Below are 24,341 nucleotides of genomic sequence, written 5' to 3' on the forward strand. Positions count from 1 at the left end.
GCTGAATAATGAAAAACAAAATCATTGATGCCAGTTATTTCCGTTCTTTATTAAAAGACGGAATGACAATTATGTTCGGTGGTTTTATGGGTGTCGGAACCCCGGATTTATTGGTAAAAGAGATCATGAAATCCGGCGTCACTGATTTAACCCTGATTGGTAATGACACGGCATTTCCCGACACCGGCGTTGGCCCATTAATTGCCAACGGTCAGGTTAAAAAAGTCATCGTTTCGCATATTGGCACCAACCCGGAAACCGGCAAACGCATGATTGCCGAAACCCTGGATGTTGAATTGGTGCCACAAGGCACACTGGCAGAACGTATTCGCAGCGGCGGCGCCGGGCTGGGTGGTTTTCTCACCCCGACAGGGGTTGGCACGGTGGTAGAAGAAAATAAACAAAAAATCACCCTCGATAATACAACCTATTTATTGGAATTACCGTTAAAAGCCGATCTTGCCATTATTCAGGCAAGCATCGCCGACACCCGTGGAAATCTGATTTATCACCTCACCGCCCGTAATTTTAATCCTCTGATAGCGCTTGCCGCAGACAATGTTGTGGCGCAATGCGAACAGGTTATCCCCGTCGGCCAATTAGCGCCGGAATGCATTGTGACGCCTGCCGCACTGGTCGATCACCTTTATGTTGGAGAAAAATAATGGACGCTAAATCAATTATTGCTCGCCGCGTTGCGCTGGAGTTAAACGACGGCGACGTTGTGAATTTGGGGATTGGTCTGCCGACCCAGGTAGCCAACTACGTACCCGAAACCATTGAAGTGACGTTTCAGTCGGAAAACGGCTTCCTCGGATTAGGTGCCATCACCGACATCGATAGCAATCTGGTTAACGCCGGCGGGCAACCCTGCGGCATGGTACCGGGCGCAGCAATGTTTGACAGCGCGTTCTCATTTGCGTTGATCCGCGGCGGCCACGTCGATGTGTGCGTACTTGGCGGTTTGCAGGTGGATGAACACGCCAGCCTCGCCAACTGGGTGGTCCCCGGCAAAATGGTGCCCGGCATGGGCGGTGCCATGGATCTGGTGGTCGGTGCCAAGAAAGTGATCATTGCGCTGGAACACTGCGCCAAAAACGGTGCCCCCAAACTGCTGCATGAATGTACCTATCCGCTCACCGCCGCCAACAAAGTCAGCATGGTGGTCACCGAACTGGCGGTATTTGAATTTATCGACCAGCAGATGGTGCTGCGCGAAATCAGCCCGGATATCACCCTCGATGAACTGCGCCAGAAGACAGAAGCCAACTTCATTGTCTCCGACGATCTGCAACCGTTAAAAATCCACTAAGGAGACTCTGATGAACACACAAGATACTGTTGTAATTGTAAGCGCCAAACGTACCGCGATCGGTAAATTCGCGGGCAGTCTGGCCAATACTTCCGCCGTTGAACTGGCCAGCGCTACGATTAAAGACAGCCTGTCATCCCTGCCGCAAGGCCTGAAGATTGATGAAGTGATGCTGGGCAATGTGCTGAGCGCCGGTTTAGGCCAAAACCCGGCTCACCAGGCCGGTCAGGCTGCCGGTCTTGGCATTGAAACCCCAGCCTTTACTGTCAGCAAAGTGTGCGGCTCCGGCCTGAAAGCCGTGGTACTCGGTGCACAATCCATCGTTGCGGGCGACAATCAGGTCTGTATTGCAGGCGGTATGGAAAACATGAGCGCCGCGCCTTACCTGCTGGAAAAAGCGCGTCAGGGTTATCGCATGGGCGACGGCAAATTAATCGACTCCATGATTAAAGACGGTCTGTGGTGCGCTTTCAATGACTATCACATGGGGATCACCGCCGAGAACATCGCCAAACAGTACGGCTTTACGCGTGAAGATCAGGATGCTGTCGCTTTCGCATCGCAGCAAAAAGCAGCCGCCGCGCAGGCCAGCAGTCGCTTTGAGGCTGAGATCACCCCGATTGCGCTGCGCGTGAAAAAAGAGACGCGTATTTTCAATCAGGATGAGTTCGTGCGTGCCGATACCACGCTGGATTCACTGGGTAAACTGCGCCCGGCTTTCCTGCCAGACGGCACCGTCACGGCGGGCAACGCCTCAGGAATCAACGATGCAGCCGCAACGCTGGTGCTGATGCGGGAATCCGAAGCCCGTCAGCAAGGTATCACGCCGCTGGCACGCATTCGCAGTTGGGCTTCAGCCGGTGTGCCGAGCGAAGTGATGGGATTAGGTCCGATTCCTGCCACCCAAAAAGCGCTGCTCAAAGCAGGGCTGACCATACAGGATATCGATCTGATCGAAGCCAATGAGGCGTTTGCGGCGCAATTCCTGGCCGTACAGCGCGATTTGGGTCTGGACCCAGAAAAAGTTAACGTCAACGGGGGCGCGATTGCGCTGGGCCACCCGATCGGTGCCAGCGGTGCACGTATTCTGGTTACCCTGATTCACGCGCTACGCAGCTACGACAAAACGCTGGGGCTGGCAACGCTGTGCATCGGCGGCGGTCAGGGCATTGCACTGATCGTTGAGCGCCTGTAACCGGGCCGCTGCGCGATTCGCGGCCCAGTGTTAATCGCGCTCTAAAACGCCTCCCAGTTGTGTTCTGACCCACGCCCGGAGGCGTTTTTCACCACAGGCAATAATCCTTGTGTGCCGCGTGTATACGGCTGGGTCGTCGCAGGCGGCACGCCTTGATTATTGCCAATATTGAACGCCGACACAGCACCTTGTAAAAAGCCCGCCTGCTCCTCGAGAGAGGCTGCCGCAGAGGCGGATTCTTCCACCAGCGCCGCATTTTGTTGCGTCACCCGATCCATTTCACTGACCGCCTGTCCCACCTGATCGATGCCACGACTTTGCTCATCGGACGCCGAGGCAATATCGCCCATAATATCGGTCACGCGGCTCACCGCTGTGACGATTTCCTGCATGGTGTCTCCTGCTTCCCGCACTTGGATCGCCCCGGTGCTGACGCGATTGACCGAATCGTCAATCAGGGTTTTGATCTCTTTCGCTGCCTGTGCACTGCGCTGAGCCAGCGTGCGCACTTCGCCTGCCACCACGGCAAAGCCTCGGCCTTGATCGCCGGCTCGCGCCGCCTCTACCGCAGCATTCAGCGCCAAAATATTGGTCTGAAAAGCAATACTATCGATCACATTGGTGATATCCGCGATTTTTTGCGAGCTGTCGGAAATCTGGTTCATGGTGATCACCACGTGGCTGACTTTTACGCCGCCTTTATCTGCTGTCTCCGACGCCTCTTTTGCCACCTGCGCCGCCTGCCGCGCACTGTGTGAGTTCTGTTTTACCGTAGCGGTCAACTGTTCCATGCTGGCAGCGGTTTCGCCCAGCGAGGCGGCCTGCTGCTCGGTGCGCGATGAAAGATCGTTGCTGCCTGCCGAGATTTCGCTGGCTCCGGTGTAAATCGACTGCGCACTGTCACGCACCGCACTGACCGTATCAATCAATGAGCGCTGCATATGGTGTAAACCGGTAGCCAGTTGGCTCATTTCGTTGCGCCCTTGCACATCAATGGCCTGCGTCAGATCGCCTTTGGCAATGGCATTGATATGGCGCATCAGCGCACGCAGCGGTTGCAACAGAATACGCTGTAAGCCAACCCAACTGAGCACAATCACCAATACCACCAGCAGAGAAATGGCCCCTAATAGCCACAACATCGCCTGGAAAGCACGCTGGTTATCGCGCAGCCCATTATCGGCGATCTGCGTTTGTGCCTCTCGCCATGCCAGGTAGTTTTCTTGCATCGCGACATTGAGCGGTGCCGCCCCTTCATGCAGTTTCATTGCTGCCCCGGCCAATCCTCCCGCCAGCGAGTTGACGATATCGTTCAACAGTTTCTGATAAACGACATAGCTCTCTTCCAGCTTTTTGATAAGCGCCGGATCCACCCCCGGCGAGGGGGGGATGGCCTGATAGGCCTTATAGCGACTTTCGGAACTGGCAATACGCTCCTTCGCCATTTGCAACAGTGACTGCATCGCGTCTTTATCCGCATTCCCCATCATCATATTTTGAATCATGGTGCCGACGGCAATACGCGTTTGGTTCATCATAATCCAGGCATCGGTAAACGCCGCCACGCTCTGATTCGCACGCTGTGAAGCATGAAATCCTTCTCGGTCATTGACCAGCGCACGCATGGAAAGCGCACCAGTGAGAAACTGTGAAATACCCAGAGTTAAAAGAACAATAATAAGAATGGTCACAACTTTTATACGTTTAAACATATAACACCCTTATTTCCTAAAAGGACGTGACATGTAAATACCCTCGATGATTCGCGCCGCGTCGCTGACGCAATGATGCGGCGGCGTGAATAACCGGCGTTAACTAGACCAGTGACGCGAATACATATGGGTATAGCGGGAAAAACGTCAGACATTATGGTGTGTGTAGTGCAATAACATCGTCGACCATTCAACGTTATTTAAATATGGAAAAAATCACTTTTTATATGGACAGAAAAACTACTCGACATGATTTTGGCGCGATATCTCATTCAGTGCGGGGTAAAAATAACGAGAAAAGGCAAAGAAAAATAAAGGCGATTCATGGGTAGAACCGCCTTACCGACAACAGAACCCGGTTATGCCAGATAACCCAGCGCCTGTTGCAGCATCAGACCGTCAATCGAGTGACCGACTCCCGCAATCATATCGAGTGAATGCTCACTGCCCAACGTTTGCAGACGCTGAGCAGCAGCCTGTGCGTGCGCAGGCAGAATCACGCTGTCCTGATCTCCGTGGATAAAATGCACCACCGCCGGCGTCAATGCAGATTCTGGCAGCGAGGCAAAACGACCGCTAAAGGCGATCACCGTACCGGCAATAGAGGAATCCGCTTTAAGCGCTTCCAGAGACATGATGGTCCCCTGCGAAAAACCAACCAGCACGGTATGAGCGGCATCGACCCCAACCTTCTCCTGCCAATGGCGCACCGTTGACAGAAATCCCGGCATCGCCGCATCAACGCGAGCCTGACGGTTCTCTTCAGTCACCCCTTGCACGGAGAACCACTGACGCCCCGCGCCCCATTCGGTGCTTTCTGGCCCATTGAGGCTGACAACACAGGCATCCTTCAAGGCATCGGCGAAATAACGCCCCAGTGCCGCCATGCCGTTGGCACTGTCGCCAACGCCGTGAAACAGCAGGACCAAACGCTGCGCCTGTTCCGGCTGCTGTACTGTAATTGCATCGCTCATGATATGTCCCGTTTTGTCATGGTATCCTTCAATGATACCCCTGCGGCTATCACGTGCCATCGGGATTTATTGAACAAGTCATTCCATTATTTCCAATGACCCGCCCCCATCGCGCTCACCCCATAGACCGGAAAGATAAAGAAAAATACCAGGCTGACGCGGCGGCAAGCCTGTCATAACGGCATCAAAATGCAGCGGCAAGGGGCAATAGCTGTTGCTGAGTCAACGGGGCTAAACGCAACGTCGTCGGCGCTGTTGGGTTAACCCAAGCGATTTCAGCAATTTCAGCCGCCGGGGTTACGACGCTAGTCACACCCTGCACACGGTACACATCGGCCTCAACAACATACCCAGGCTCATTGACCGCTTGATCGGAAAAATGGCCAAGATACGTCAGATCAGAGAGTGCTATCTGAATCGACAACTCTTCTTTCAGTTCACGCACCAGCGCCTGCTCTGGCGTTTCACCGGGCTCCATCTTTCCCCCCGGTTGCATAAATGCCGTTGTGCCTTGTTTGCGAACCAGCAGACAGGCGCCTGTCGCATCGGTGATCACGGCAGCGGCGATGCGAATCACACGGGACGTTTCCATCACTGTCTCACCCAACCTGACGAAACGCAGGCGTCCACTTATGCGGCGGCGGCGTATAGGTGGCGAAAACGCGCAGAATATCCTCGATGCTGTCAGAAAATGTGAGCATATCGGCATAGGGTTGCTTCATAAAACCCTGACGGACCATCGTCTCATTCATGGTTTTCAGCGGGTCAAAATACCCGTTAACATTGAGAAATGCGCAGGGTTTGTCATGAATCCCCAATTGCGCCCAGGTCCACTGTTCAAAAATCTCTTCCAGCGTCCCCGGACCGCCCGGCATCGCGATAAAGCCATCGGCAATCTGCGCCATTTTGGCTTTACGTTCATGCATGTTCTCCACCACATGCAGCGTGGTCAGGCCCGGATGAGAAAGCTCTTGATCGGCCAGCAAACGCGGCATGACACCAATCACCTCACCGCCCTGCGCCAGCGCTGCATCCGCGACCGCGCCCATCAACCCGACACGACCACCGCCGTAAACAATGGCAATACCGGCCTGCGCCAGGGTTTTTCCCGTTGCACGCGCCGCATCAATAAAGGCGGTATCACTTCCCGCACTCGAACCGCAAAAAATACCCATCACCATAATATATCGCTCTTCTCCATGTGGATTACTCCGTATGCCGGCAAACCGATCCATTCCGCCAAGGCATTTATTTATTCAGCCGGAAACCACCCGGTTGCACCCAACGTTGCCAACGGGCACAGGCCTCTGCATCACGCTCGGCAAGTACCTGAGCCGTTTCCTCACGCCAGCGCTGTAACAATGCTTTTTTACCGCTTAATGAAAACTGCGTCACACCGCGCTCTGGTTCTTGCGGATACGCATGAAGTAAACGCAATGCCGGCAGCGGCAAACCCGATTGCGCCATCAAATGTGTCAACGCGGCAAAGGTGGGCTCCATGCCGCGATGTGCAAAAGCAAATCCAGCCAAACTACGCCACTCTGTATCTTCGAGCGTAGAAAGCGCGAACACCGGCAGTTGCAACGGCAGCGCCAGAGGGATAATACGGCACAAAGCAGGCCACGCCTGAGCAAGACACCGCTCAGCACGCGTCGCCAATTGTCGTCCTTCCTCACTGATAGGCAAAATCGCCATCGCGCTATAGCAGCCACTGCTCGCCTCGCGATGGCTGCCGATGCGCACCAGCCGAAACCCGCACGCCTGCCAGAATGCCCACAACTCAGGCTGATAACCGAAGCTGACCGACAGAAAATCAATGCCATCATCACTCGCAGTGTCCCGTTGTGCAGCAATCAGGGCATGACCAATACCACAGCGCCGCTGCTCGGCGACCACCGCGATACGGCTGATACGCCGCGAGCGTAAACAAGGGGCTTGCCACTCATCACCGTGCGCCGCCAGCGATTGTGCCACCAGATTGCCGCGTGGGCGACGGCGGCCTGCCCACACCTCGTGCGCTAACGCGGGTGACAAGTTGCCTTCATCAACCCACCAGGCTACGCCGCACAGCGCTTCGCCCCGTTGGGCGCCGTAGAGATGCATGCCGGGCGCATCCAGCAATCGCCGCAAATCAAGCGGCGAGGTGCGGTAATGCGCGCTGCACAATAAGGCATAATACCGATGCAGCGCTGCTGGTTCACTCAACCATGCCGTCGCCAGACACTTCGTGACTACCGCAGGCAATCTCGTGGACCTCGAATTCAGTGTATCGACATCGGTAAACGTGTCACGAAAAAGCAGAGCCTCATCCAGAAAACGCTCCAACGGATCGTTTGCGGCCCAGCGCAGCGGTTGATCCAACGTCAGTATGTCGCACTGTGGCAGCGAGGCACAGAACTTCAGTAGAAAACCTCGCCCCGTCCCTTCATACCCCTGCACCGTGGTGAGCATCAACACGCGAGGAAAATAGCTTACCAGCGCCTGCAACACTGACGCAGGGATCGCCGCCGCCTCATCGATCAACAGCCAGTCGAGTGGCGGCACCGTTGACGATTGGCAATATGCAAGCAAGGCATCTGGAGACCAAAACGGCATTTCAGCGCCACCACATTGTAGCAACTGAGCCGCAGTGTCGCGGGAAGGTGATGTAACCCAACAGACGCCAGTACACTGCGCGGCCAGCATACCCGCCAGCGTCGATTTACCGCGCCCGCGCGCGGCGGTGATCACATAAACGCCCGCCGCCGCTTCTTGTAGACGGGTCAGCAATGCCTGCTGCTGTGGCGTTGGGTCACCGTTGGCAGGGCGCCATGGTGCACGAGGAGCCAGCGGCGTTATTGCCCCCGCCTCCCCTTGCCGCCATAACGTGATCTCATGGTCCGCCAGCAGTTGTTGCTGAAAATGTGTAATGAAATTCGGCGTAGCTATCGCCTGCGACTGCTCACTCCAGCGCAGACTGTCAACATCAGGCTGTTGTGCCCACGCGCGCCAGGGTGGGACCAGCAGCAGTAGCCAACTGCCCGCGCGCAGGGTGCCAGCCACGATCGCCAGCGCTTCCACATCCAGTCCGATACGAGCATCAAAGACGGCATGCTGATACTCCTGTCCCAGCAGCCTTCGCGCTTTGCTAAAGGGGATGCTGTCAGGCTGCGTCCCCCCCAACCAAAGCCAATCCCCCGGCGTCTGTCGGCACAGCGCTTCCGCCTGCCTTTGCACCCAGTGCATCTCACCGCTGACAACCAGCAGGCGGCGCGCGCCAACATGTCGCAGCAGCTCAGGATCGCCGTTCGCGTCAGCACTGAGCAGGTTTGGGGTGATAAGCTCAGACATACCAAGGCTGTTCTCAGGATTTGCCAATCAACAACGAGAGCAGACCCGCTGCAATCAGCGGACCTACCGGCACGCCGCGGAACAATGCGACGCCAGCCACGGTGCCAATCAGCAATCCCGACACCACGGACGGTTGATTGCTCATCAGTGAAACACCGCGACCACCGAGCCAGGAAACCGCAACGCCCACCGCAATCGCTACCAGCGATTTCCAGTTGAGGAACGCTTGAAAGAAGTCATGGGCGCTAATTTTCCCACTGGCGATCGGGGCCATCACACCGATGGTTAGAATCAGTATCCCGATGCTCAATCCATATTTTTCCACCAGCGGGAAATAACCATTGAGCGGTGTCAAACGTACCGCCAGCAGCGCCAGCATCGCCCAGGTGACCGTCATGTTGTGACTGATGATGCCAAGTCCCGCAAGGCCGAGCAGGATCAGAAGCGTGGGATCGAAAGAAGTCATGAGGAAGGGGTTTCCTGCCATGCTGAAGTCAAGATATCGGTTTCATTCAAGACTAAGATGATAGCACTGTTTTGACGCGGCTCATTAGCCCAATACCCACATTGGTGTGAGTAAGCAGCCATTCTCCGCGTAATGCAGAGAATGGCAGGCAACGGCGCGCGCGCTATGCTTTAACACGAAAACGATTGCGCGTTTAGTCCAATTTTACGCCAAGACGGTGTGCAACTTCTTCATAGGCTTCAATCAAACCACCCAGACTTTGACGGAAACGGTCTTTGTCCATCTTGTTCAGGGTTTGCTTATCCCACAGGCGGCTACCGTCCGGGGAGAACTCATCACCCAACACCACTTCACCTTTGAACAATCCGAATTCCAGTTTGAAATCCACCAGAATCAGACCCGCGTCATCAAACAGCTTGCTCAGCACCTCGTTAGCTTTGTAGCTCAGTGCTTTCATGCGTGCCAGGTGGGTTTCATTCACCCAACCAAAGGTTTTGCAGTAAGACTCATTCACCATCGGGTCGTGCAGGGCGTCATTTTTCAAGAACAGGTCGAACAGCGGCGGGTTCAGGGTAATACCTTCTTCCACACCCAGGCGTTTCACCAGAGAACCGGCAGCACGGTTACGCACCACGCACTCAACCGGCACCATCTCCAGCTTTTTAACCAGTACTTCGTTGTCGGACAGCAACTTGACCATTTGCGTCGGGATGCCCGCTTCTTCCAGTTTGCTCATGATGAAATGGTTGAACTTGTTGTTCACCATACCTTTACGATCAAACTGTTCAATGCGCGCGCCATCACCGGCTGACGTATCATTGCGAAACTCCAGCACCAGCAGATCAGGATCTTCAGTGGTGTAGACCGTTTTCGCTTTTCCGCGATACAACTCAGCTAGCTTTTGCATCTTTTATCACTCCACACAGTTGTGGGCCACCGACAACGGGCCCGATGATTTAAAACTTGGTTAACAATAAAAATACCGGCATGCGCCGGGCCGAATAAAGAAGGGCCGGATGTGACCGGCCCTTGCTGTTAGTGACTGAGTGCCGCCTGGAAGACGGCGACGAGCGCGTCGTTTTTCGACTGGCTGAGCGTATGCCCTTTCGCGTCGATAAACTGCAACGTGCTGCGGTTACCAAGATCGCCAACCTGCAATTTGTAATCGCCGTTGGTCAGTTCAGGATCTTTCGCCCCCAGACGTTCCCAGGCGCTGCTGCCCGGTGCTTTGTAGGTTATCGCGATGGAGCCTTGTGGACGGCTGCGATCGTTCACTTTCATGCCCACTTTTTCCAGTGCGGCAGGAAGACGATCCCAGACCACCGAATAAGGGCCACGTACCACCAGCAACGGCAGACCGCTGTCATCCGCACCGCTCAGCACGTCCAGCGTACCGACTGCACGATTGATCTGCGCATTCTCACGCGCAGCCGCCTGTTTCTCTAACGCATCTGACAGGGTATTGGCCATCAGGCTGGTATAACGTTGCACCTGAAGCGCCTCTGCCACTGGCGTATTTTGCACTTCGAGGCCAAGCAGTTTCACCACAACCGCAACCTGATACCCTTGAGGTTGAACAGAGATCTGATAACGCGCGCGGTACGGCACACTTTCATCGTCACGCGGCCAGAAGATCCAATCGGTGGTCAGCGTCTGCGAGGCATCCTGTCGGCTGGCAATCACATAGCCCTTGTCCTGAACGATTTGCACCACCTGCGGCCATAGGCGGTTCGCCTGCGCGCTGTTTTCGATCAACAAGGTGGCGGTATCACCGGAAATTTGCGTGCGCGATCCGCTTAACAATGCCAATGGTTGGAGAGGAGGACGAATGTCTAACGCTTTACCCAGTTCACCGGTTGATGAGATTGCCGGGATCTCGTAATCCCCATTCTGCACCGGAAGGATCATGCCCGCCGGTGCCACTAACGTCTTCGGTTGTGGCGCTTTCAAATAGGATTCATCGCCACTGACCTGACGTTTGTGACGCTGATCGCTAGAACATGCTGCTAACAGCATAACCAGCGACAAACCAACCACTTTTGCCACCATGGACTTTTGCACTGAAGAAGTCATCAAATCTCCCTAAGGGTTACTGCAAACCAGCTTGCTTCAATGCGCGCTCCATCACTGCCCGACCGGCGTCAGTCAGCGGCGTCATCGGCAAGCGAAGCGTATCGGTCGCCATCAAACCTAATGCCTTGCATGCCCATTTCACCGGGATCGGATTAGGTTCAACAAATAATTTCTGATGCAGTGGCATCAGGCGCTGGTTCAAACGGCGCGCCGCAGCGAAATCACCTTGTGCCGCCAGTGCGCACAGCTGTGCCATTTCCCGCGCAGCAATGTTCGCCGTCACGGAAATCACGCCTCGTCCACCGAGTTGCATAAAATCCAGACTGCTGGCGTCATCACCGCTCAGCAAAATGAATTTATCATCAACCAACTCTTGGATCTGACTCACACGGCTTAAGTTCCCGGTAGCTTCTTTCACCGCAACAATATTTTTTACTTCGGAAAGACGGGCGATGGTTTCCGGCAGCATGTCACAACCGGTACGCGACGGTACGTTGTACAGAATCTGCGGTAAATCGGTGTGCTCGGCAATCGCTTTAAAATGCTGGAACAACCCTTCCTGCGTCGGACGGTTGTAGTAAGGGGTTACTGTCAGGCAGCCCACCACGCCAGTACCGTGAAAACGCTTAGTGAGAGAGATGGCTTCCGACGTCGCATTGGCACCCGTTCCGGCTATCACAGGGATACGTCCGTCCGCCAGTTCCAGCGTCATCATCACCACATCGCCATGTTCATCATGGCTCAAGGTGGCGGACTCGCCGGTGGTTCCAACGGACACTATCGCCGCGGTTCCGCTAGCAACATGATAATCAACAAGTTTTTTCAAGCTTGCACGATCGACGGCTCCGTTGTCGTCCATCGGCGTAACCAGTGCAACAATACTTCCCGTAAACATTCGCCATCCCCTCCAAAAACAAGTTCTTCATGGTACTTTTGACTTCACTGCAAAAGCAAGCACGCAACCGCGTTGTCGGCGTCTGACATGCGGTTTTTTTCTTTTCGCATGCCGCGACTGACGGCGAGACGGAAAAATGCACGCAGAACAAACTCAAAATTGCCCCAGACAATTTTTTGTGTTTACCATGTTACTCTCAACCCGATGCAGAGGAAGCAAGATTTTGCCGAGCCAACAAGAACACTCACTGGTTATCACCGCCCTCGGCGTCGATCGTCCCGGGATTGTGAACGCCATCACACGTCACGTGAGTAGCTGTGGCTGTAACATTGAAGACAGTCGTCTTGCGATGCTGGGCAAAGAGTTCACGTTCATCATGCTGCTGTCGGGAAGTTGGAATGCCATCACGCTCATCGAATCCACGCTGCCGCTCAAAGGGGCGGAAATGGAATTATTGATCGTGATGAAGCGTACGGAGTCTCAGGCTCGCCCGCCGATGCCCTCAACGGTATGGGTCAAAGTTGAACTGGCGGATTCACCGCATATCATTGAACGTTTTACCGCCCTGTTTGACGCCCATCATATGAACATTGCGGAGCTGGTTTCAAAAACACAGCCCGCCACCAGTGGACACCCGTCAACGTTATATATTCAAATCACCGCACATAGCCCTGAAACCCTTAATGGCACAATTATTGAGCCAGCCTTTCATCAGCTATGTACAGAACTGCACGCACAAGGCAGTATTAGCGTCGTGAACTATCCACAGCATGAAGAGAAAGATGGAGAGTAGTGATGAACACACTGAAAGCCGGTGATACCGCACCGAAATTTAGCTTGCCCGACCAGGATGGCGAACAAGTAAATTTAACCGACTTCCAGGGACAAAAAGTGTTGGTCTATTTTTACCCTAAAGCGATGACGCCGGGATGTACCGTGCAAGCCTGCGGTTTGCGCGACAACATGGACGATCTGAAGAAACATGGCGTGGAAGTGCTGGGTATCAGCACCGACAAACCGGAAAAACTGTCTCGCTTTGCGGAAAAAGAGCTGCTGAACTTTACGTTGTTGTCCGACGAAGATCATCAGATCTCACAAGCCTTCGGCGTGTGGGGCGAAAAGACATTTATGGGAAAAACCTACGACGGCATTCACCGTATCAGCTTTTTGATTGGTGAGGACGGTAAAGTGACGCACGTATTTGATGATTTCAAAACCAGCGATCACCACGATATCGTACTGAACTATCTGAAAAGCGCCTGATAGCACGTCAGGTATCCACCGGCACGGTTAAGGTGCCGGTGTTTTTTGCGTTACCCTGATTCACACTGCGCGCACATCTTGTGCTTACTTTTTTTGCACGGCGCGCTGTTATGCTGCACTTTTCCCGCATTCCACTTTGCATGCTCCCTCCGTGCTGGCTAAGATAGGCGCTAATCGCTTTTACCGTGCAGTCGAGAAGGTCCCACTCATGGTCTTCAATTGGTTAGGTGCTGAACGTCCTCGCATTACCGCTCCGGCAGGCAAGACGTTTGTGCGTGGATTCAGAGTAAAGAAAACCCTGACTGCGCTGCTGTTCGGCGCAATGCTGGGCAGCGTCGCGGCCCCCGCCGTTGCTGATATGCAGGACCAGCTTCCCGATATGGGAACCACTGCGGGCGGTACGCTCAGTATCAATCAAGAAATTGCCATGGGCGATTTCTACCTGCGGCAAATGCGCGGCGGTGCACCACTGATTGACGATCCGCTGCTGGCACAATACATCAACCAGTTGGGCCAACGGTTAGTCAAAAGCGCTAACTCAGTGCGCACCCCTTTTCACTTCTTCATCATTCGCAACGATGAGCTGAACGCCTTTGCCTTCTTCGGTGGCAATGTGGTCATCCATTCTGCCTTGTTCCGCTACGCGGAAAACGAAAGCGAACTGGCCTCGGTGCTGGCGCATGAAATATCGCACGTCACCCAACGCCATCTGGCGCGCGCCATGGAATCACAACAGCGCAGCGCCCCACTTACCTGGGTGGGTGCATTGGGTTCCATACTGCTCGCAATGGCAAACCCCCAGGTGGGGATGGCGGCCCTGAGCGGCACGTTGGCGGGCGCGCAGCAGGGAATGATCAGCTTCACACAGTCCAACGAGCAGGAAGCCGATCGCATTGGTTTGCAAGTGCTGCAGCGGGCGGGGTTCGATCCGCAGGCTATGCCTAACTTTATGCAAAAATTGGCCGACCAATCACGCTATGCCACTAAACCGCCGGAAATGCTGCTGACACACCCATTACCGGAGAGCCGCCTGGCCGATGCTCGCAACCGAGCCAACCAGATGCGCCCAGCACCTACCCAATCCTCACAGGATTTTCTGTTTGCCAAGATGCGTGCACTAACGATGTACAGCACCGCTTATAAGGCCACTGCCGATGAGACCATTGATAACTGGCTAAAAGGCAATGTACGCGAGCAGCTTGCCGCACAGTACGGAAAAGCCGTGCGCGCCTATGAAGAGAAGAAATATGACGATGCGCGCGCTGTGCTTCAGCCGCTGCTGGATAAAACCCCGGACAGCCCCTGGTTTCTCGATCTGATGACGGATATCGATCTGGCGCAAAATAAAGCCGCACAGGCCATCGCGCGCTTACAAAAAGCGCCGGGCGCTCAGAACAACCCGGTACTGCAATTGAACCTGGCTAACGCCTATGTCACAGGCGGTCAGGCCGCCGCAGCCAGCCGTCTGCTCTATCGTTACACCTACGCTAATCCGGGCGATCCCAACGGTTGGTCGCTGCTGGCGCAGGCCTCCGCCGCACAGGGCATGCGCGCCGAAGAACTTGCCGCGCGTGGAGAGGAGTTGGCGTTATCAGGAAAACTGGATCAGGCCATTGGGCTGTTCAGCAATGCCAGTTCGCTGAGCAAACTCGGCAGTCTGGAGCAAGCGCGCTATGATGCTCGCATTGACCAGTTACGCCAGTTACAGCAACGCTTCCGTCCGTTTGAAAAATCTTGATATACCGCGAGGAACAGCCCATGTCCCACGATGTCGTTATTTATCACAATCCGCGCTGCTCCAAGAGCCGTGAAACGCTGGCGCTGTTGCAGCAACACGGCGTTACGCCGCGCGTGGTGCTCTATCTGGATACGCCACCGGATGCCGCACAGATTCGCCAGCTGTTATCACAGTTGGGCTTTGGCAGCGCACGTGAATTAATGCGCCAGAAAGAAGACCTGTACCGCGAATTAAACCTGTCGGATTCGACGTTAAGTGAAACACAGCTGATTGCGGCGCTGGTTGAACATCCCAAGCTGATGGAACGCCCGGTTGTGGTCAACGGTGAACGGGCACGTATTGGCCGCCCACCGGAGCAAGTGCTGGCGCTGTTATAGCCCCAGAATTTCTTTGACGAAGGGGATAGTCAGTTTACGCTGGGCAGTAATAGAGGCGTGATCGAGCTGATCGAGCGTCATAAACAGCGTGCGCATTTCACGATCGAGCCGTTTTAATAAAAAGCGGCTCACATCTTCCGGCAGCTCAAAGCCACGCAGGCGGGCACGCAACTGCAACGCTTCCCCTTTCTCTTCATCGGAGAGCGGCTGCAATTTATAAATCTGCCCCCAATCCAGACGAGAGGCCAAATCAGGCAGGTGCAAGTTAAGCTGACGCGGAGGGCGATCGCCAGTGATCAACAGCCGGGTGTGCCCGCCTTCCTGAATGCGGTTATAGAGGTTGAACATCGCCATTTCCCAGGCATCATCACCCGCAATCGATTCGATATTATCGATACAGACCAGCGCGAGTTGCTCCATCCCTTCCAGCACTTCGGGCACAAAATAGGCACGCTTATCTAACGGCACATAACCTGCCGTATCGCCCTGACGTGATAATGCCGCGCAGGCCGCATGCAGCAGATGGCTGCGCCCGCCCCCTTCTCGCGACCAGAAGTAAATATAGCTACTGTGCTCTTGCTGCAACACGTTGTGAAGGGCGGCCAGAAGTGACGCGTTTTCTCCCGGGTAGAAACTGGCAAAGGTTTCGTCATCAGGCAAAGAAAGTGGCAGTGAAAGCTGTGCCGGCGTGTTCAGAAGCACCTCATGTTCAATTCGGCGGGAAAACGGGCTAAGTTTATCACAGAATGCGAGCCCTGTTGATAGTACATCAACCGGGCTCTCAGCCTGATTACCCGGCATTTTTCACATAGGGCTTGATAACACCTGCCGCCAGCAGGTCTTTTTCCTGTCCGTTGATCCGCGCCGTTGCCGCGTTGATCTGAAAAGTCACATCACCGCGCTGGCAAAAATCATGGGTCTGTTGTGCAAGCAAGGTGGATGAACGAAAGGAGCTGTATTCCCGACCACTCAGGTTTTCATTCATTGTGTTCATACCAAACGCCGCAAACGCCAGCGTGTATTTCCCGCTTACCCCCTCGGTATTGGTTAACGTCACCCTGCTCGCAGGCTTGCTGATAATAGTCGATGGCTTGTTGGATATTTTTGGGAACGGAAACGCCAAACTCGTAGACAAACCCTAATACAGAGAGGGCATAAGGGTCCTGACGTGTAGCCACATCGGTGAGGGCAGTCAGCGCCGTGTTATCCTGCTGTTCAAGGCGATCGTAGAGACTATCAACGTCATCAGCATCTTGGGCAAAAGCAGAGCACGAGAAACCCAGTAACAACGCCAACGTTGTTTTCTTCATGATTAACAATCCGTTGCCATATTTTTTCTGTTTCCGGGGATGATACCATCCCCGGAAACCCATCCCCGGAAACCAGAGCAATGCTCCATTTATGACGCGCGCGAGGTCTCCTCGGCATCATCTTCGGCATCCAGCACCACTTCTTCGCTTCTGAAGCGGTTGATCAGAGCGAACAGCAGGCTCAGTGCAATACCCACCACGGTGGCTAACGCCATGCCTTTCAGTTCAGCAGCACCCAAATGCACTTTCGCCCCGCTCACCCCGATGATCAGGATAACCGAGGTCAGAATCAGGTTTTGTGCTTTGTTGTAATCCACTTTGGATTCGATAAGCACACGGATACCGGAAGCACCGATCACACCGTACAGCAGCAGAGAAACGCCGCCCATGACCGGTACCGGCACCGCCTGAATGGCGGCCGCCAGCTTGCCCACGCAGGAGAGCAGAATGGCAAGAATTGCCGCACCGCCGATAACCCAGGTGCTGTAGACCTTGGTGATAGCCAGCACGCCAATGTTTTCACCGTAAGTGGTATTCGGGGTAGAACCGAAGAAACCGGAAATCATGGTAGAAAGGCCGTTGGCAAACATCGAGCGATGCAAGCCAGGATCGCGCATCAGATCTTTTTTCACGATGTTGGCGGTAACCACCAGATGGCCCACGTGTTCCGCAATCACCACCAGCGCCGCAGGCAGGATAGTCAGAATCGCAAACCACTCAAAGCGCGGAGTGTAGAAGGTCGGCAGGGCAAACCAGTGAGCCTGAGCGATGGGAGCAAAATCCACCACACCCATCACGAACGACAGTGCGTACCCCACCAAAACCCCAACCAGAATCGGGATAATCGCCAGAAAACCGCGGAACAGCACGGAGCCCAGCACGGTCACGCCCAGGGTCACCAGCGAAATAATCACGGTTTTGCTATCGACTGACGCGCCATCCGCAGGCAGCAGACCCGCCATGCCCGCCGCAACACTCGCCAGTTCCAGACCGATGACCGCAACAATGGCTCCCATCGCCGCCGGTGGGAAAATCACATCCAGCCAGCCGGTGCCAGCGCGTTGCACAATCAGCGCCACCACGCAGAACAAAACGCCGCACATGATAAAACCGCCCAGCGCCACTTCATAGCCCAGCGGCAACAGCAACAGTACAGGAGAAATAAAGGCGAAGCTGGAGCCCAGGTACGCTGGGATCTTGCCCTTACAGATAAACAGATAGAGCAGCGTGCCAATGCCGTTGAACAGCAGCACGGTCGCAGGGTTGATTTTGAACAGAATCGGCACCAGCACCGTCGCGCCGAACATGGCAAACAGGTGCTGGAAGCTCAGCGGGATGGTTTGTAGCAAGGGGGGTCGTTCACTCACCCCGATGGCGCGACGAGTCATCGTTTATATCCTCTGTAAAAGTCACTTGATGTTGTGGTTAGCCGGTTTGTCCAGCATCGTTATCACAGCCCAGCCGCCCCCACGCGTCACCGCGTAGGGAAGCGAGGCTGATTATAAAAATCGTGCGAATTATGGGTGAAAAACCGTTATGCGCGTTATGCAACGAAACTGACGCAAAAAAAAGCCGACTTACTCAGTCGGCTGATACGGCTTATTTAGTACCAAAGAGCTTATCGCCCGCGTCACCAAGCCCCGGCATGATATAACCATGCTCGTTGAGCCCTTTGTCGATGGAAGCGGTGTACAGCTCAACGTCAGGGTGCGCTTTTTCCAATGCAGCAATCCCTTCCGGTGCGGCCACCAGCACCAATACCTTGATGCTCTGGCAACCCGCTTTTTTCAGCAGATCGATAGTGGCAATCATCGAACCACCGGTCGCCAGCATCGGATCCACCACCAGCGCCATACGTTCATCAATGTTGGAGACCAGTTTCTGGAAGTAAGGCACCGGCTCCAGCGTCTCTTCGTTGCGATACATACCTACCACGCTGATGCGCGCGCTCGGTACGTTTTCCAGCACGCCTTCCATCATGCCCAGACCAGCACGCAGGATAGGCACCACGGTAATTTTTTTGCCTTTGATCTGATCGACTTCCACCGGACCGCACCAGCCTTCGATGGTCACTTTCTCAGTGGCCAGATCGGCAGTGGCTTCATAGGTCAATAAACTGCCGACTTCGGATGCCAGTTCACGAAAGCGTTTTGTACTTATATCGTTTTCACGCATCAGGCCAAGTTTATGTTTGACGAGCGGGTGTTTAACCTCGACGACCTTCATTCTATTCCCCCTATAGAAAGTGGACGGATATCCTCACGACGCAGAATCGGTGCGCCGAGGGCGGACATGGCAGCCCATCATAAAAAAAATCGCGGGATTATACCGCTTTTTTGCTTAAGCGCTACAGGTTATAGCCTGATCCAGATCAACCGGGCAGGGAAATTCTCATTGAACAGGAAAAATGCAAAGCAGGCAACACACCACTCGCAAACGATTGCTCTCGCTGTTAGAATTAGCGCGCTTCGATAGGGGTAGATCCACCAGGCTGGATATGCTCACTATCTCACCACCAATTGTATTCTCCGTGGGGACTCCGCAGTGACCGACAAAACCTCTCTTAGCTACAAAGACGCAGGCGTGGATATTGATGCTGGTAACGCATTGGTAGACCGTATTAAAGGCGTAGTGAAACAAACCCGCCGTCCTGAAGTGATGGGCGGTCTGGGCGGTTTCGGTGCCCTGTGCGCCTTGCCCCAAAAATACCGTGAACCGGTTCTGGTTTCCGGTACTGACGGGGTCGGCACCAAGCTGCGTCTTGCCATGGATCTGAAACGCCACGACACCATCGGTATCGATTTGGTGGCCATGTGTGTCAATGACCTGGTAGTTCAAGGGGCCGAGCCGCTGTTCTTCCTGGACTACTACGCCACGGGGAAACTGGATGTCGACACCGCTGCCAGCGTGATCACCGGTATCGCCGAAGGGTGCAAACAGTCAGGGTGTGCGCTGGTCGGCGGCGAAACCGCTGAAATGCCCGGCATGTACCACGGTGAAGATTACGACGTCGCCGGTTTTTGCGTCGGTGTTGTTGAAAAATCAGAGATCATCGACGGAAGTAAAGTGCAGGCAGGTGATACGCTGATAGCACTGGCAGCCAGTGGCCCGCACTCTAACGGCTACTCGCTGGTACGTAAGATTCTCGAAGTTAGCAAAACCGATCCGGAACAGACGACACTTGAAGGCAAATCGTTGGCCGATCATCTGCTGGCCCCGACCAAAATCTACGTCAAATCCATTCTGGCGCTGATTGAAAAAGTGGATGTTCACGCGATTGCTCACCTGACCGGTGGTGGTTTCTGGGAAAATATCCCACGCGTGCTGCCAGAAGGCATGCAGGCCAACATTGATGAATCCAGCTGGCAGTGGCCCGCCGTATTCAACTGGCTGCAACAGACGGGCAACGTCAGCCGTCACGAAATGTACCGTACTTTTAACTGCGGTGTGGGTATGATTATCGCACTGCCTGCTGAACAGGCAGAGGAAGCCGTGGCATTCCTCAATAGCCAGGGTGAAACCGCATGGAAAATTGGCGTTATTCAACCCGCTAACGCCGGAGACGCAGTGGTCATTAATTAATGAAAAACATCGTTGTCTTGCTCTCAGGTCAAGGAAGCAACTTGCAGGCGTTGATTGACGCCTGTGCACGCAAGCGTATCAAAGCGAATATCGCGGCCGTGTTCAGCAACAACCCAGACGCCTATGGTCTGGTGCTGGCACAAGAAGCGGAGATTCCGGCCCACGTCATCGACCCACAAGGGTTTGCTGACCGAACCGCCTTTGACGCTGCAATGGCACAAGAGATAGCGCAATATCAGCCGGACCTGGTGGTACTGGCGGGTTATATGCGCATCCTCAGCCCAGAGTTCGTTGCGCTGTTTGCAGGCAAAATGCTGAACATCCACCCGTCCCTGCTGCCCAAATATCCGGGCCTGCATACCCATCGCAAAGCGCTGGAAAAGGGCGATAAGGAACATGGCACCTCGGTCCACTTCGTAACTGACGAGTTGGACGGTGGCCCGTTGATTCTTCAAGCCAAGGTTCCGGTGTTTAGTGATGATACGGAAGAAGCGCTTGCCGCTCGGGTACAAACTCAGGAACACACCATCTATCCTCTGGTGGTGAACTGGTTTGCCGAAGGGCGTCTTAAAATGCGCGAGGGCGAAGCCTGGCTTGACGGCGTGCGTATTCCCAAACAGGGTTACGCCGCCGAATAGCAGCAATTCTCCACTGACTTTCAGGCGGTAGTTCCCCGCCGCTCTGAAAGTTCCCACTGCATGACACTTTATTTACTTACGAAATTATTACCATCCTAATGATATAAAACAACATTATCCTTTTGTCGCACTTTCCCCACCTTAGCATTATTGATAATCACTCTCATACTCATTAACTTCCCCTGCTCGATGTAGTGCAGAGGGTAAATATGCGCGCGTTATTCCTGACCAAAGCGTTACTGGTCATGCTGCTGTTGGCGAACACCACCGCCTGGGGAAAGACCGTTACCGACCTGCTGGGACGTCAGGTAACCATTCCCGATAATCCTTCGCGTCTTTTTCTCGGTGAAAGCCGTTTGCTCTATACCCTTGCGTTGCTGGAACCCGGCAATCCGGCACAGCGTGTGGTGGGCTGGCCCGGTGATATGGCGCGGTACGATGCGCAAAGCTGGGAAAAATACATCGCCGCATTTCCCGCCATTGCACAAATCCCACGTTTTGGCGATGGGGGGCCGCACACGCTAAATGCCGAAGCCATTCTGCCGTTAAAGCCCGACGTGGTCATCCTGCCGCGTCTGGCTAAAACCTCGGCGGAAGATGATGCGCTACAGCAGACGCTTGAACGCGCAGGCATCCCGGTGATTTATGTCGATCTGCGCGTCGAACTGTTGAAAAACACCCTGCCCAGCCTCCGTTTACTCGGCGAAGTACTCAACCGCACCGAACGGGCTACCGCATTCAGCGCATTTTATCAGCAGCATATGGACACCATTTCGCAACGCCTGGCGCACTATCACGGTCAAAAGCCCACTGTGATGCTGCACCTGCATCTGGGTCGCCGCGATACCTGCTGTACCACGGCGGTAGGTGGCAATCTTGGTGAGCTGCTACGTTTTGCCGGTGGCGATAACATCGCCGCCGACAGCATTCAGCGCGTCTACGGTGAACTCAACCCGGAAAAAGTGCTGGCAGCCAACCCCGATGTCTACATCGCCACCGGCATGGCAGGGCCAGAAGGAAAACGATTCTCAGCACTGATGCTGGGCCCGGACGTTTCCGAGCAGCAAGCGCAAAACAGCTTTACCACCCTGCTACAACAAGAACCCCTGCTGTCACACCTCAACGCCGTGCAGCAGGGGCGCGCCTGGAGTATGTGGCACAACTTCTACCTAAGCCCGTATCACGTGGTGATGGTGGAGATGTTTGCCAAAGCGCTCTACCCCGATCTGTTTGCCGATTTGCAACCGCAAGACACCTTAAAACAACTCTACCAACAATTCTTACCTATTGAATTTTCAGGGACATTCTGGAGTCACATCGCACATGAACGCTAATTTTATACGTCGCAGTTGGCCACTTATCGCGCTGTTGCCACTGGGTTCACACGCAGCCTCATCAAGCGTGCAGGAAGATACCGTGGTGGTCACACAATCGGACCGCACCGCCGCCGATACAGACAGCAGCTATCAACCGCACAAAAGCGTGACCGGCACACGCACCGAAGCACGTCTGCTGGACGTGCCGCAGGCGGTTAACGTTGTGCCGCCGCAGGTGTTACGCGATCAGGCGGCACGCACGCTGGACGACGCGCTGTACAGCATCAGTGGGATTACCCAAGCCAACACCCTCGGGGGGACGCAGGATGCGGTGATCAAACGTGGGTTTGGCGACAACCGCGATGGGTCTCTGTTTCGCGATGGCATTCGTTCGATTCAGGCCCGCAACTTCACGCCTACCAGCGAACGTGTTGAAGTCCTCAAAGGCCCCGCTTCCATGCTGTACGGCATGGGTGAACCCGGCGGCGTGATCAATATCATCAGTAAAAAACCAGAACTGGTTCAGAAAACCCATATCGAAGGCTGGCAAAGCAGCTTTAACGGGGGCGGCGGGCAGGTGGATGTCACCGGTCCACTGGGAGACAACGGTTTGGCTTACCGTATGCTGGTCGATCACGACGAAACCGATTACTGGCGTAATTTTGGCCGCAAACGCCAAACCACCGTTGCGCCGTCAGTGATGTGGTATGGCGATGACACCACAGTGCGCCTTGCCTATGAACATCAGGAATACCTGACGCCGTTCGATCGCGGCACCATCATCAATCCCAATACCGGCAAGCCGGTCAATACGCCGCGCGACCGCCGCTTTGACGAGCATTACAACGCCACGCGCGGCGATCAGGACACCGTGACGCTCCAGATGGAGCGAACGCTCAACGATCGCTGGAAAAGCAACCTCGCCTATTCCTATGCGCGCAACCGCTATAGCGACAATCAGGCGCGCGCCACCAAATTCAACGCGGCAACCGGAATACTGACCCGCCAACCGGATGCCACGGCAGACGCACGCAGTCAGGCGCAAATCGTTCAACTGACCCTGAATGGCGACGTAGACTGGGGACGCATCAACCACCAACTGCTGTTTGGCGTTGACTATGAAGCCGATCGGACCTTCCGTGGTGACATGATTCGTGGCACGGCGGCCTCTGGCTTTAACATTTACAACCCGGTCTACGGCACGCTGCCCGCCTCCACCACGGTCAGCGCCAAAGACAGCGATCAGCGTGAGAATATCGACAGCACCGGCTTTTTCGTGCAAGACACCCTGCGCCTGAACGACCGCTGGCAGCTGTTGGGCGGGTTACGCTACGACAGCTTTGATATCATGGCAGGCAAAGGTCGTCCGTTTGTTGCCAATACCGACGGATCCTACCACCGTCTGGTGCCGCGCACTGGCATTATCTATAGTCTGACGCCAAACAGTTCGCTCTACGCCAGCTACAGCGAGTCGTTCAAACCCAATTCGTCTATTGCCACTCAGATTGGCGCACTTCCCCCTGAACTGGGCCGTTCTTATGAAGTGGGCACCAAAATCGATCTACCAGAGCGTATTACCGCCAACCTGGCACTGTTCGATATCGTGAAACGTAACGTGATGGTGGATGAAACCATCGGCAATGAAACCGTGACGCGCACCTCCGGCAAAGTACGCTCACAGGGCATTGAGCTGGATATGGCCGGTAAGCTCACCGACTCACTGAGCCTGATCGGTAGCTACGCCTTTACCGACGCGCGCGTGGTTGCCGATCCGAAAAACAACGGCAACGAAATGACCAATGCCGCCCGCCACACCGCCGCGCTGTTCCTGACGCAAGATTTTGGATCGCTTGGCTGGCATGCCGGAGACGACCTGCGGGCAGGTGCCGGTGCGCGCTACGTGGGTCGCCGCGCGGGAGATGCCGCCAACAGCTTCTATATTGATGATTACACCGTTGCTGACGCCTTCGTTGCCTATACCGTGCCGTTTAACGGCTACAAGGTGAAATGGCAGATGAACGTGAAGAACCTGTTTGATAAAACGTATTACCCATCCAGCGGTAACAACCTGCGAGTGGCTGTGGGCGAACCACGCCAGGTGCTGCTGCGTGCCAGCGTAGATTTTTAATTCCACCATCCCGCGCCCTTTGACTTTAACGA

The 24,341-nt window shown here is 54.8% G+C and carries 25 protein-coding genes; 11 read left to right on the forward strand and 14 right to left on the reverse strand.

Annotation, left to right across the window (positions count from 1 at the left end):
• Positions 1–8 precede the first annotated feature (8 nt).
• Genes atoD through J5224_RS04320 form a run of 3 tightly spaced genes read left to right on the forward strand, consistent with a single transcriptional unit; the run spans position 9 to position 2,507 of the window.
• A complete protein-coding gene (gene atoD / locus J5224_RS04310) occupies positions 9–665 on the forward strand; it encodes an acetate CoA-transferase subunit alpha (protein WP_264624174.1) in 657 nt (218 codons plus the stop codon).
• Positions 665–1,312, forward strand: a complete 648-nt coding sequence (locus tag J5224_RS04315) for a 3-oxoacid CoA-transferase subunit B (protein WP_264624175.1) — start codon at positions 665–667, stop codon at positions 1,310–1,312. Before atoD ends, J5224_RS04315 begins: the two co-directional genes overlap by 1 nt.
• Positions 1,313–1,322: 10 nt before the next feature.
• Positions 1,323–2,507, forward strand: coding sequence for an acetyl-CoA C-acetyltransferase (locus J5224_RS04320; RefSeq protein ID WP_264624176.1), 1,185 nt, complete (start codon positions 1,323–1,325; stop codon positions 2,505–2,507).
• A gap of 41 nt (positions 2,508–2,548) precedes the next feature.
• Here the strand turns inward: J5224_RS04320 and J5224_RS04325 are convergent, their stop codons facing one another.
• The 9 genes from J5224_RS04325 to dapA form a co-directional block, all read right to left on the reverse strand.
• The gene (locus J5224_RS04325) at positions 2,549–4,219 is read right to left on the reverse strand and encodes a methyl-accepting chemotaxis protein (RefSeq protein ID WP_264624177.1); all 1,671 of its coding nucleotides are present in this window, start codon (positions 4,217–4,219) and stop codon (positions 2,549–2,551) included.
• 359 nt (positions 4,220–4,578) lie between these two features.
• Positions 4,579–5,196, reverse strand: a complete 618-nt coding sequence (gene ypfH, locus J5224_RS04330; RefSeq protein ID WP_264624220.1) for an esterase — start codon at positions 5,194–5,196, stop codon at positions 4,579–4,581.
• Between the two features lie 181 nt (positions 5,197–5,377).
• On the reverse strand, positions 5,378–5,785 hold the full coding sequence (locus J5224_RS04335; protein ID WP_264624178.1) for an NUDIX hydrolase: 408 nt from the start codon (positions 5,783–5,785) through the stop codon (positions 5,378–5,380).
• A 7-nt stretch (positions 5,786–5,792) separates the two neighbouring features.
• Positions 5,793–6,377, reverse strand: a complete 585-nt coding sequence (locus tag J5224_RS04340; protein WP_264624221.1) for a TIGR00730 family Rossman fold protein — start codon at positions 6,375–6,377, stop codon at positions 5,793–5,795.
• A 64-nt stretch (positions 6,378–6,441) separates the two neighbouring features.
• The gene (locus J5224_RS04345; RefSeq protein ID WP_264624179.1) at positions 6,442–8,523 is read right to left on the reverse strand and encodes a tRNA(Met) cytidine acetyltransferase TmcA; all 2,082 of its coding nucleotides are present in this window, start codon (positions 8,521–8,523) and stop codon (positions 6,442–6,444) included.
• A 13-nt stretch (positions 8,524–8,536) separates the two neighbouring features.
• The gene (locus tag J5224_RS04350; protein ID WP_222159962.1) at positions 8,537–8,989 is read right to left on the reverse strand and encodes a DUF441 domain-containing protein; all 453 of its coding nucleotides are present in this window, start codon (positions 8,987–8,989) and stop codon (positions 8,537–8,539) included.
• Positions 8,990–9,182: 193 nt separating this feature from the next.
• Complete coding sequence (gene purC, locus J5224_RS04355) at positions 9,183–9,896, reverse strand: phosphoribosylaminoimidazolesuccinocarboxamide synthase (RefSeq protein WP_264624180.1); 714 nt, start codon at positions 9,894–9,896, stop codon at positions 9,183–9,185.
• Positions 9,897–10,024: 128 nt separating this feature from the next.
• Positions 10,025–11,062 (reverse strand): outer membrane protein assembly factor BamC, encoded by a 1,038-nt coding sequence (gene bamC, locus J5224_RS04360; protein ID WP_264624181.1) that lies wholly within the window; start codon positions 11,060–11,062, stop codon positions 10,025–10,027.
• A gap of 16 nt (positions 11,063–11,078) precedes the next feature.
• Positions 11,079–11,957 carry a 4-hydroxy-tetrahydrodipicolinate synthase gene (gene dapA / locus J5224_RS04365; protein ID WP_264624182.1) on the reverse strand — a complete coding sequence of 293 codons (879 nt, stop codon included), beginning with the start codon at positions 11,955–11,957 and terminating at the stop codon, positions 11,079–11,081.
• Between the two features lie 187 nt (positions 11,958–12,144).
• Between dapA and J5224_RS04370 the strand changes: the two genes are divergently transcribed.
• The 4 genes from J5224_RS04370 (at position 12,145) to arsC (ending at position 15,335) form a co-directional block, all read left to right on the forward strand.
• On the forward strand, positions 12,145–12,750 hold the full coding sequence (locus J5224_RS04370; RefSeq protein WP_264624183.1) for a glycine cleavage system transcriptional repressor: 606 nt from the start codon (positions 12,145–12,147) through the stop codon (positions 12,748–12,750).
• A 2-nt stretch (positions 12,751–12,752) separates the two neighbouring features.
• The gene (gene bcp, locus J5224_RS04375) at positions 12,753–13,220 is read left to right on the forward strand and encodes a thioredoxin-dependent thiol peroxidase (protein ID WP_264624184.1); all 468 of its coding nucleotides are present in this window, start codon (positions 12,753–12,755) and stop codon (positions 13,218–13,220) included.
• Between the two features lie 322 nt (positions 13,221–13,542).
• Positions 13,543–14,958 (forward strand): tetratricopeptide repeat protein, encoded by a 1,416-nt coding sequence (locus J5224_RS04380; protein WP_264624222.1) that lies wholly within the window; start codon positions 13,543–13,545, stop codon positions 14,956–14,958.
• A gap of 20 nt (positions 14,959–14,978) precedes the next feature.
• Positions 14,979–15,335 (forward strand): arsenate reductase (glutaredoxin), encoded by a 357-nt coding sequence (arsC, locus tag J5224_RS04385; protein WP_264624185.1) that lies wholly within the window; start codon positions 14,979–14,981, stop codon positions 15,333–15,335.
• Here the strand turns inward: arsC and hda are convergent.
• The 5 genes from hda to upp form a co-directional block, all read right to left on the reverse strand.
• Positions 15,330–16,037, reverse strand: a complete 708-nt coding sequence (hda, locus tag J5224_RS04390) for a DnaA inactivator Hda (protein ID WP_264624186.1) — start codon at positions 16,035–16,037, stop codon at positions 15,330–15,332. The two genes, arsC and hda, sit on opposite strands and share 6 nt — an antisense overlap.
• Positions 16,038–16,125: 88 nt before the next feature.
• A complete protein-coding gene (locus tag J5224_RS04395; RefSeq protein ID WP_264624187.1) occupies positions 16,126–16,329 on the reverse strand; it encodes a hypothetical protein in 204 nt (67 codons plus the stop codon).
• Entirely contained in the window at positions 16,313–16,645 is a 333-nt protein-coding gene (locus J5224_RS04400; RefSeq protein ID WP_264624188.1) for an SEL1-like repeat protein, read from the reverse strand. Before J5224_RS04400 ends, J5224_RS04395 begins: the two co-directional genes overlap by 17 nt.
• A gap of 89 nt (positions 16,646–16,734) precedes the next feature.
• The gene (gene uraA, locus J5224_RS04405) at positions 16,735–18,033 is read right to left on the reverse strand and encodes a uracil permease (RefSeq protein ID WP_264624189.1); all 1,299 of its coding nucleotides are present in this window, start codon (positions 18,031–18,033) and stop codon (positions 16,735–16,737) included.
• Positions 18,034–18,244: 211 nt separating this feature from the next.
• Positions 18,245–18,871 (reverse strand): uracil phosphoribosyltransferase, encoded by a 627-nt coding sequence (gene upp, locus J5224_RS04410; protein WP_264624190.1) that lies wholly within the window; start codon positions 18,869–18,871, stop codon positions 18,245–18,247.
• A 318-nt stretch (positions 18,872–19,189) separates the two neighbouring features.
• Between upp and purM the strand changes: the two genes are divergently transcribed.
• From purM to J5224_RS04430, 4 genes are all read left to right on the forward strand, one after another.
• Positions 19,190–20,227 (forward strand): phosphoribosylformylglycinamidine cyclo-ligase, encoded by a 1,038-nt coding sequence (purM, locus tag J5224_RS04415; RefSeq protein ID WP_264624191.1) that lies wholly within the window; start codon positions 19,190–19,192, stop codon positions 20,225–20,227.
• Positions 20,227–20,865, forward strand: a complete 639-nt coding sequence (gene purN, locus J5224_RS04420) for a phosphoribosylglycinamide formyltransferase (protein ID WP_264624192.1) — start codon at positions 20,227–20,229, stop codon at positions 20,863–20,865. Before purM ends, purN begins: the two co-directional genes overlap by 1 nt.
• A 209-nt stretch (positions 20,866–21,074) precedes the next feature.
• A complete protein-coding gene (locus tag J5224_RS04425) occupies positions 21,075–22,199 on the forward strand; it encodes an ABC transporter substrate-binding protein (protein ID WP_264624193.1) in 1,125 nt (374 codons plus the stop codon).
• A complete protein-coding gene (locus J5224_RS04430; RefSeq protein WP_264624194.1) occupies positions 22,189–24,309 on the forward strand; it encodes a TonB-dependent siderophore receptor in 2,121 nt (706 codons plus the stop codon). Before J5224_RS04425 ends, J5224_RS04430 begins: the two co-directional genes overlap by 11 nt.
• Positions 24,310–24,341: the final 32 nt, after the last annotated feature.

It is taken from the genome of Candidatus Symbiopectobacterium sp. NZEC135 (assembly GCF_025962695.1).

Excerpts from the sequence above, each read along its gene's own strand:
- atoD (WP_264624174.1), top strand. The coding sequence starts at position 9 with ATGAAAAACAAAATCATTGATGCCAGTTATTTCCGTTCTTTATTAAAA.
- J5224_RS04315 (WP_264624175.1), top strand. The coding sequence starts at position 665 with ATGGACGCTAAATCAATTATTGCTCGCCGCGTTGCGCTGGAGTTAAAC.
- J5224_RS04320 (WP_264624176.1), top strand. The coding sequence starts at position 1,323 with ATGAACACACAAGATACTGTTGTAATTGTAAGCGCCAAACGTACCGCG.
- J5224_RS04325 (WP_264624177.1), bottom strand. The coding sequence starts at position 4,219 with ATGTTTAAACGTATAAAAGTTGTGACCATTCTTATTATTGTTCTTTTA.
- J5224_RS04335 (WP_264624178.1), bottom strand. The coding sequence starts at position 5,785 with ATGGAAACGTCCCGTGTGATTCGCATCGCCGCTGCCGTGATCACCGAT.
- J5224_RS04345 (WP_264624179.1), bottom strand. The coding sequence starts at position 8,523 with ATGTCTGAGCTTATCACCCCAAACCTGCTCAGTGCTGACGCGAACGGC.
- J5224_RS04350 (WP_222159962.1), bottom strand. The coding sequence starts at position 8,989 with ATGACTTCTTTCGATCCCACGCTTCTGATCCTGCTCGGCCTTGCGGGA.
- purC (WP_264624180.1), bottom strand. The coding sequence starts at position 9,896 with ATGCAAAAGCTAGCTGAGTTGTATCGCGGAAAAGCGAAAACGGTCTAC.
- bamC (WP_264624181.1), bottom strand. The coding sequence starts at position 11,062 with ATGACTTCTTCAGTGCAAAAGTCCATGGTGGCAAAAGTGGTTGGTTTG.
- dapA (WP_264624182.1), bottom strand. The coding sequence starts at position 11,957 with ATGTTTACGGGAAGTATTGTTGCACTGGTTACGCCGATGGACGACAAC.
- J5224_RS04370 (WP_264624183.1), top strand. The coding sequence starts at position 12,145 with ATGTTACTCTCAACCCGATGCAGAGGAAGCAAGATTTTGCCGAGCCAA.
- bcp (WP_264624184.1), top strand. The coding sequence starts at position 12,753 with ATGAACACACTGAAAGCCGGTGATACCGCACCGAAATTTAGCTTGCCC.
- J5224_RS04380 (WP_264624222.1), top strand. The coding sequence starts at position 13,543 with ATGCTGGGCAGCGTCGCGGCCCCCGCCGTTGCTGATATGCAGGACCAG.
- arsC (WP_264624185.1), top strand. The coding sequence starts at position 14,979 with ATGTCCCACGATGTCGTTATTTATCACAATCCGCGCTGCTCCAAGAGC.
- J5224_RS04395 (WP_264624187.1), bottom strand. The coding sequence starts at position 16,329 with ATGAACACAATGAATGAAAACCTGAGTGGTCGGGAATACAGCTCCTTT.
- J5224_RS04400 (WP_264624188.1), bottom strand. The coding sequence starts at position 16,645 with ATGAAGAAAACAACGTTGGCGTTGTTACTGGGTTTCTCGTGCTCTGCT.
- uraA (WP_264624189.1), bottom strand. The coding sequence starts at position 18,033 with ATGACTCGTCGCGCCATCGGGGTGAGTGAACGACCCCCCTTGCTACAA.
- upp (WP_264624190.1), bottom strand. The coding sequence starts at position 18,871 with ATGAAGGTCGTCGAGGTTAAACACCCGCTCGTCAAACATAAACTTGGC.
- purN (WP_264624192.1), top strand. The coding sequence starts at position 20,227 with ATGAAAAACATCGTTGTCTTGCTCTCAGGTCAAGGAAGCAACTTGCAG.
- J5224_RS04425 (WP_264624193.1), top strand. The coding sequence starts at position 21,075 with ATGCGCGCGTTATTCCTGACCAAAGCGTTACTGGTCATGCTGCTGTTG.
- J5224_RS04430 (WP_264624194.1), top strand. The coding sequence starts at position 22,189 with ATGAACGCTAATTTTATACGTCGCAGTTGGCCACTTATCGCGCTGTTG.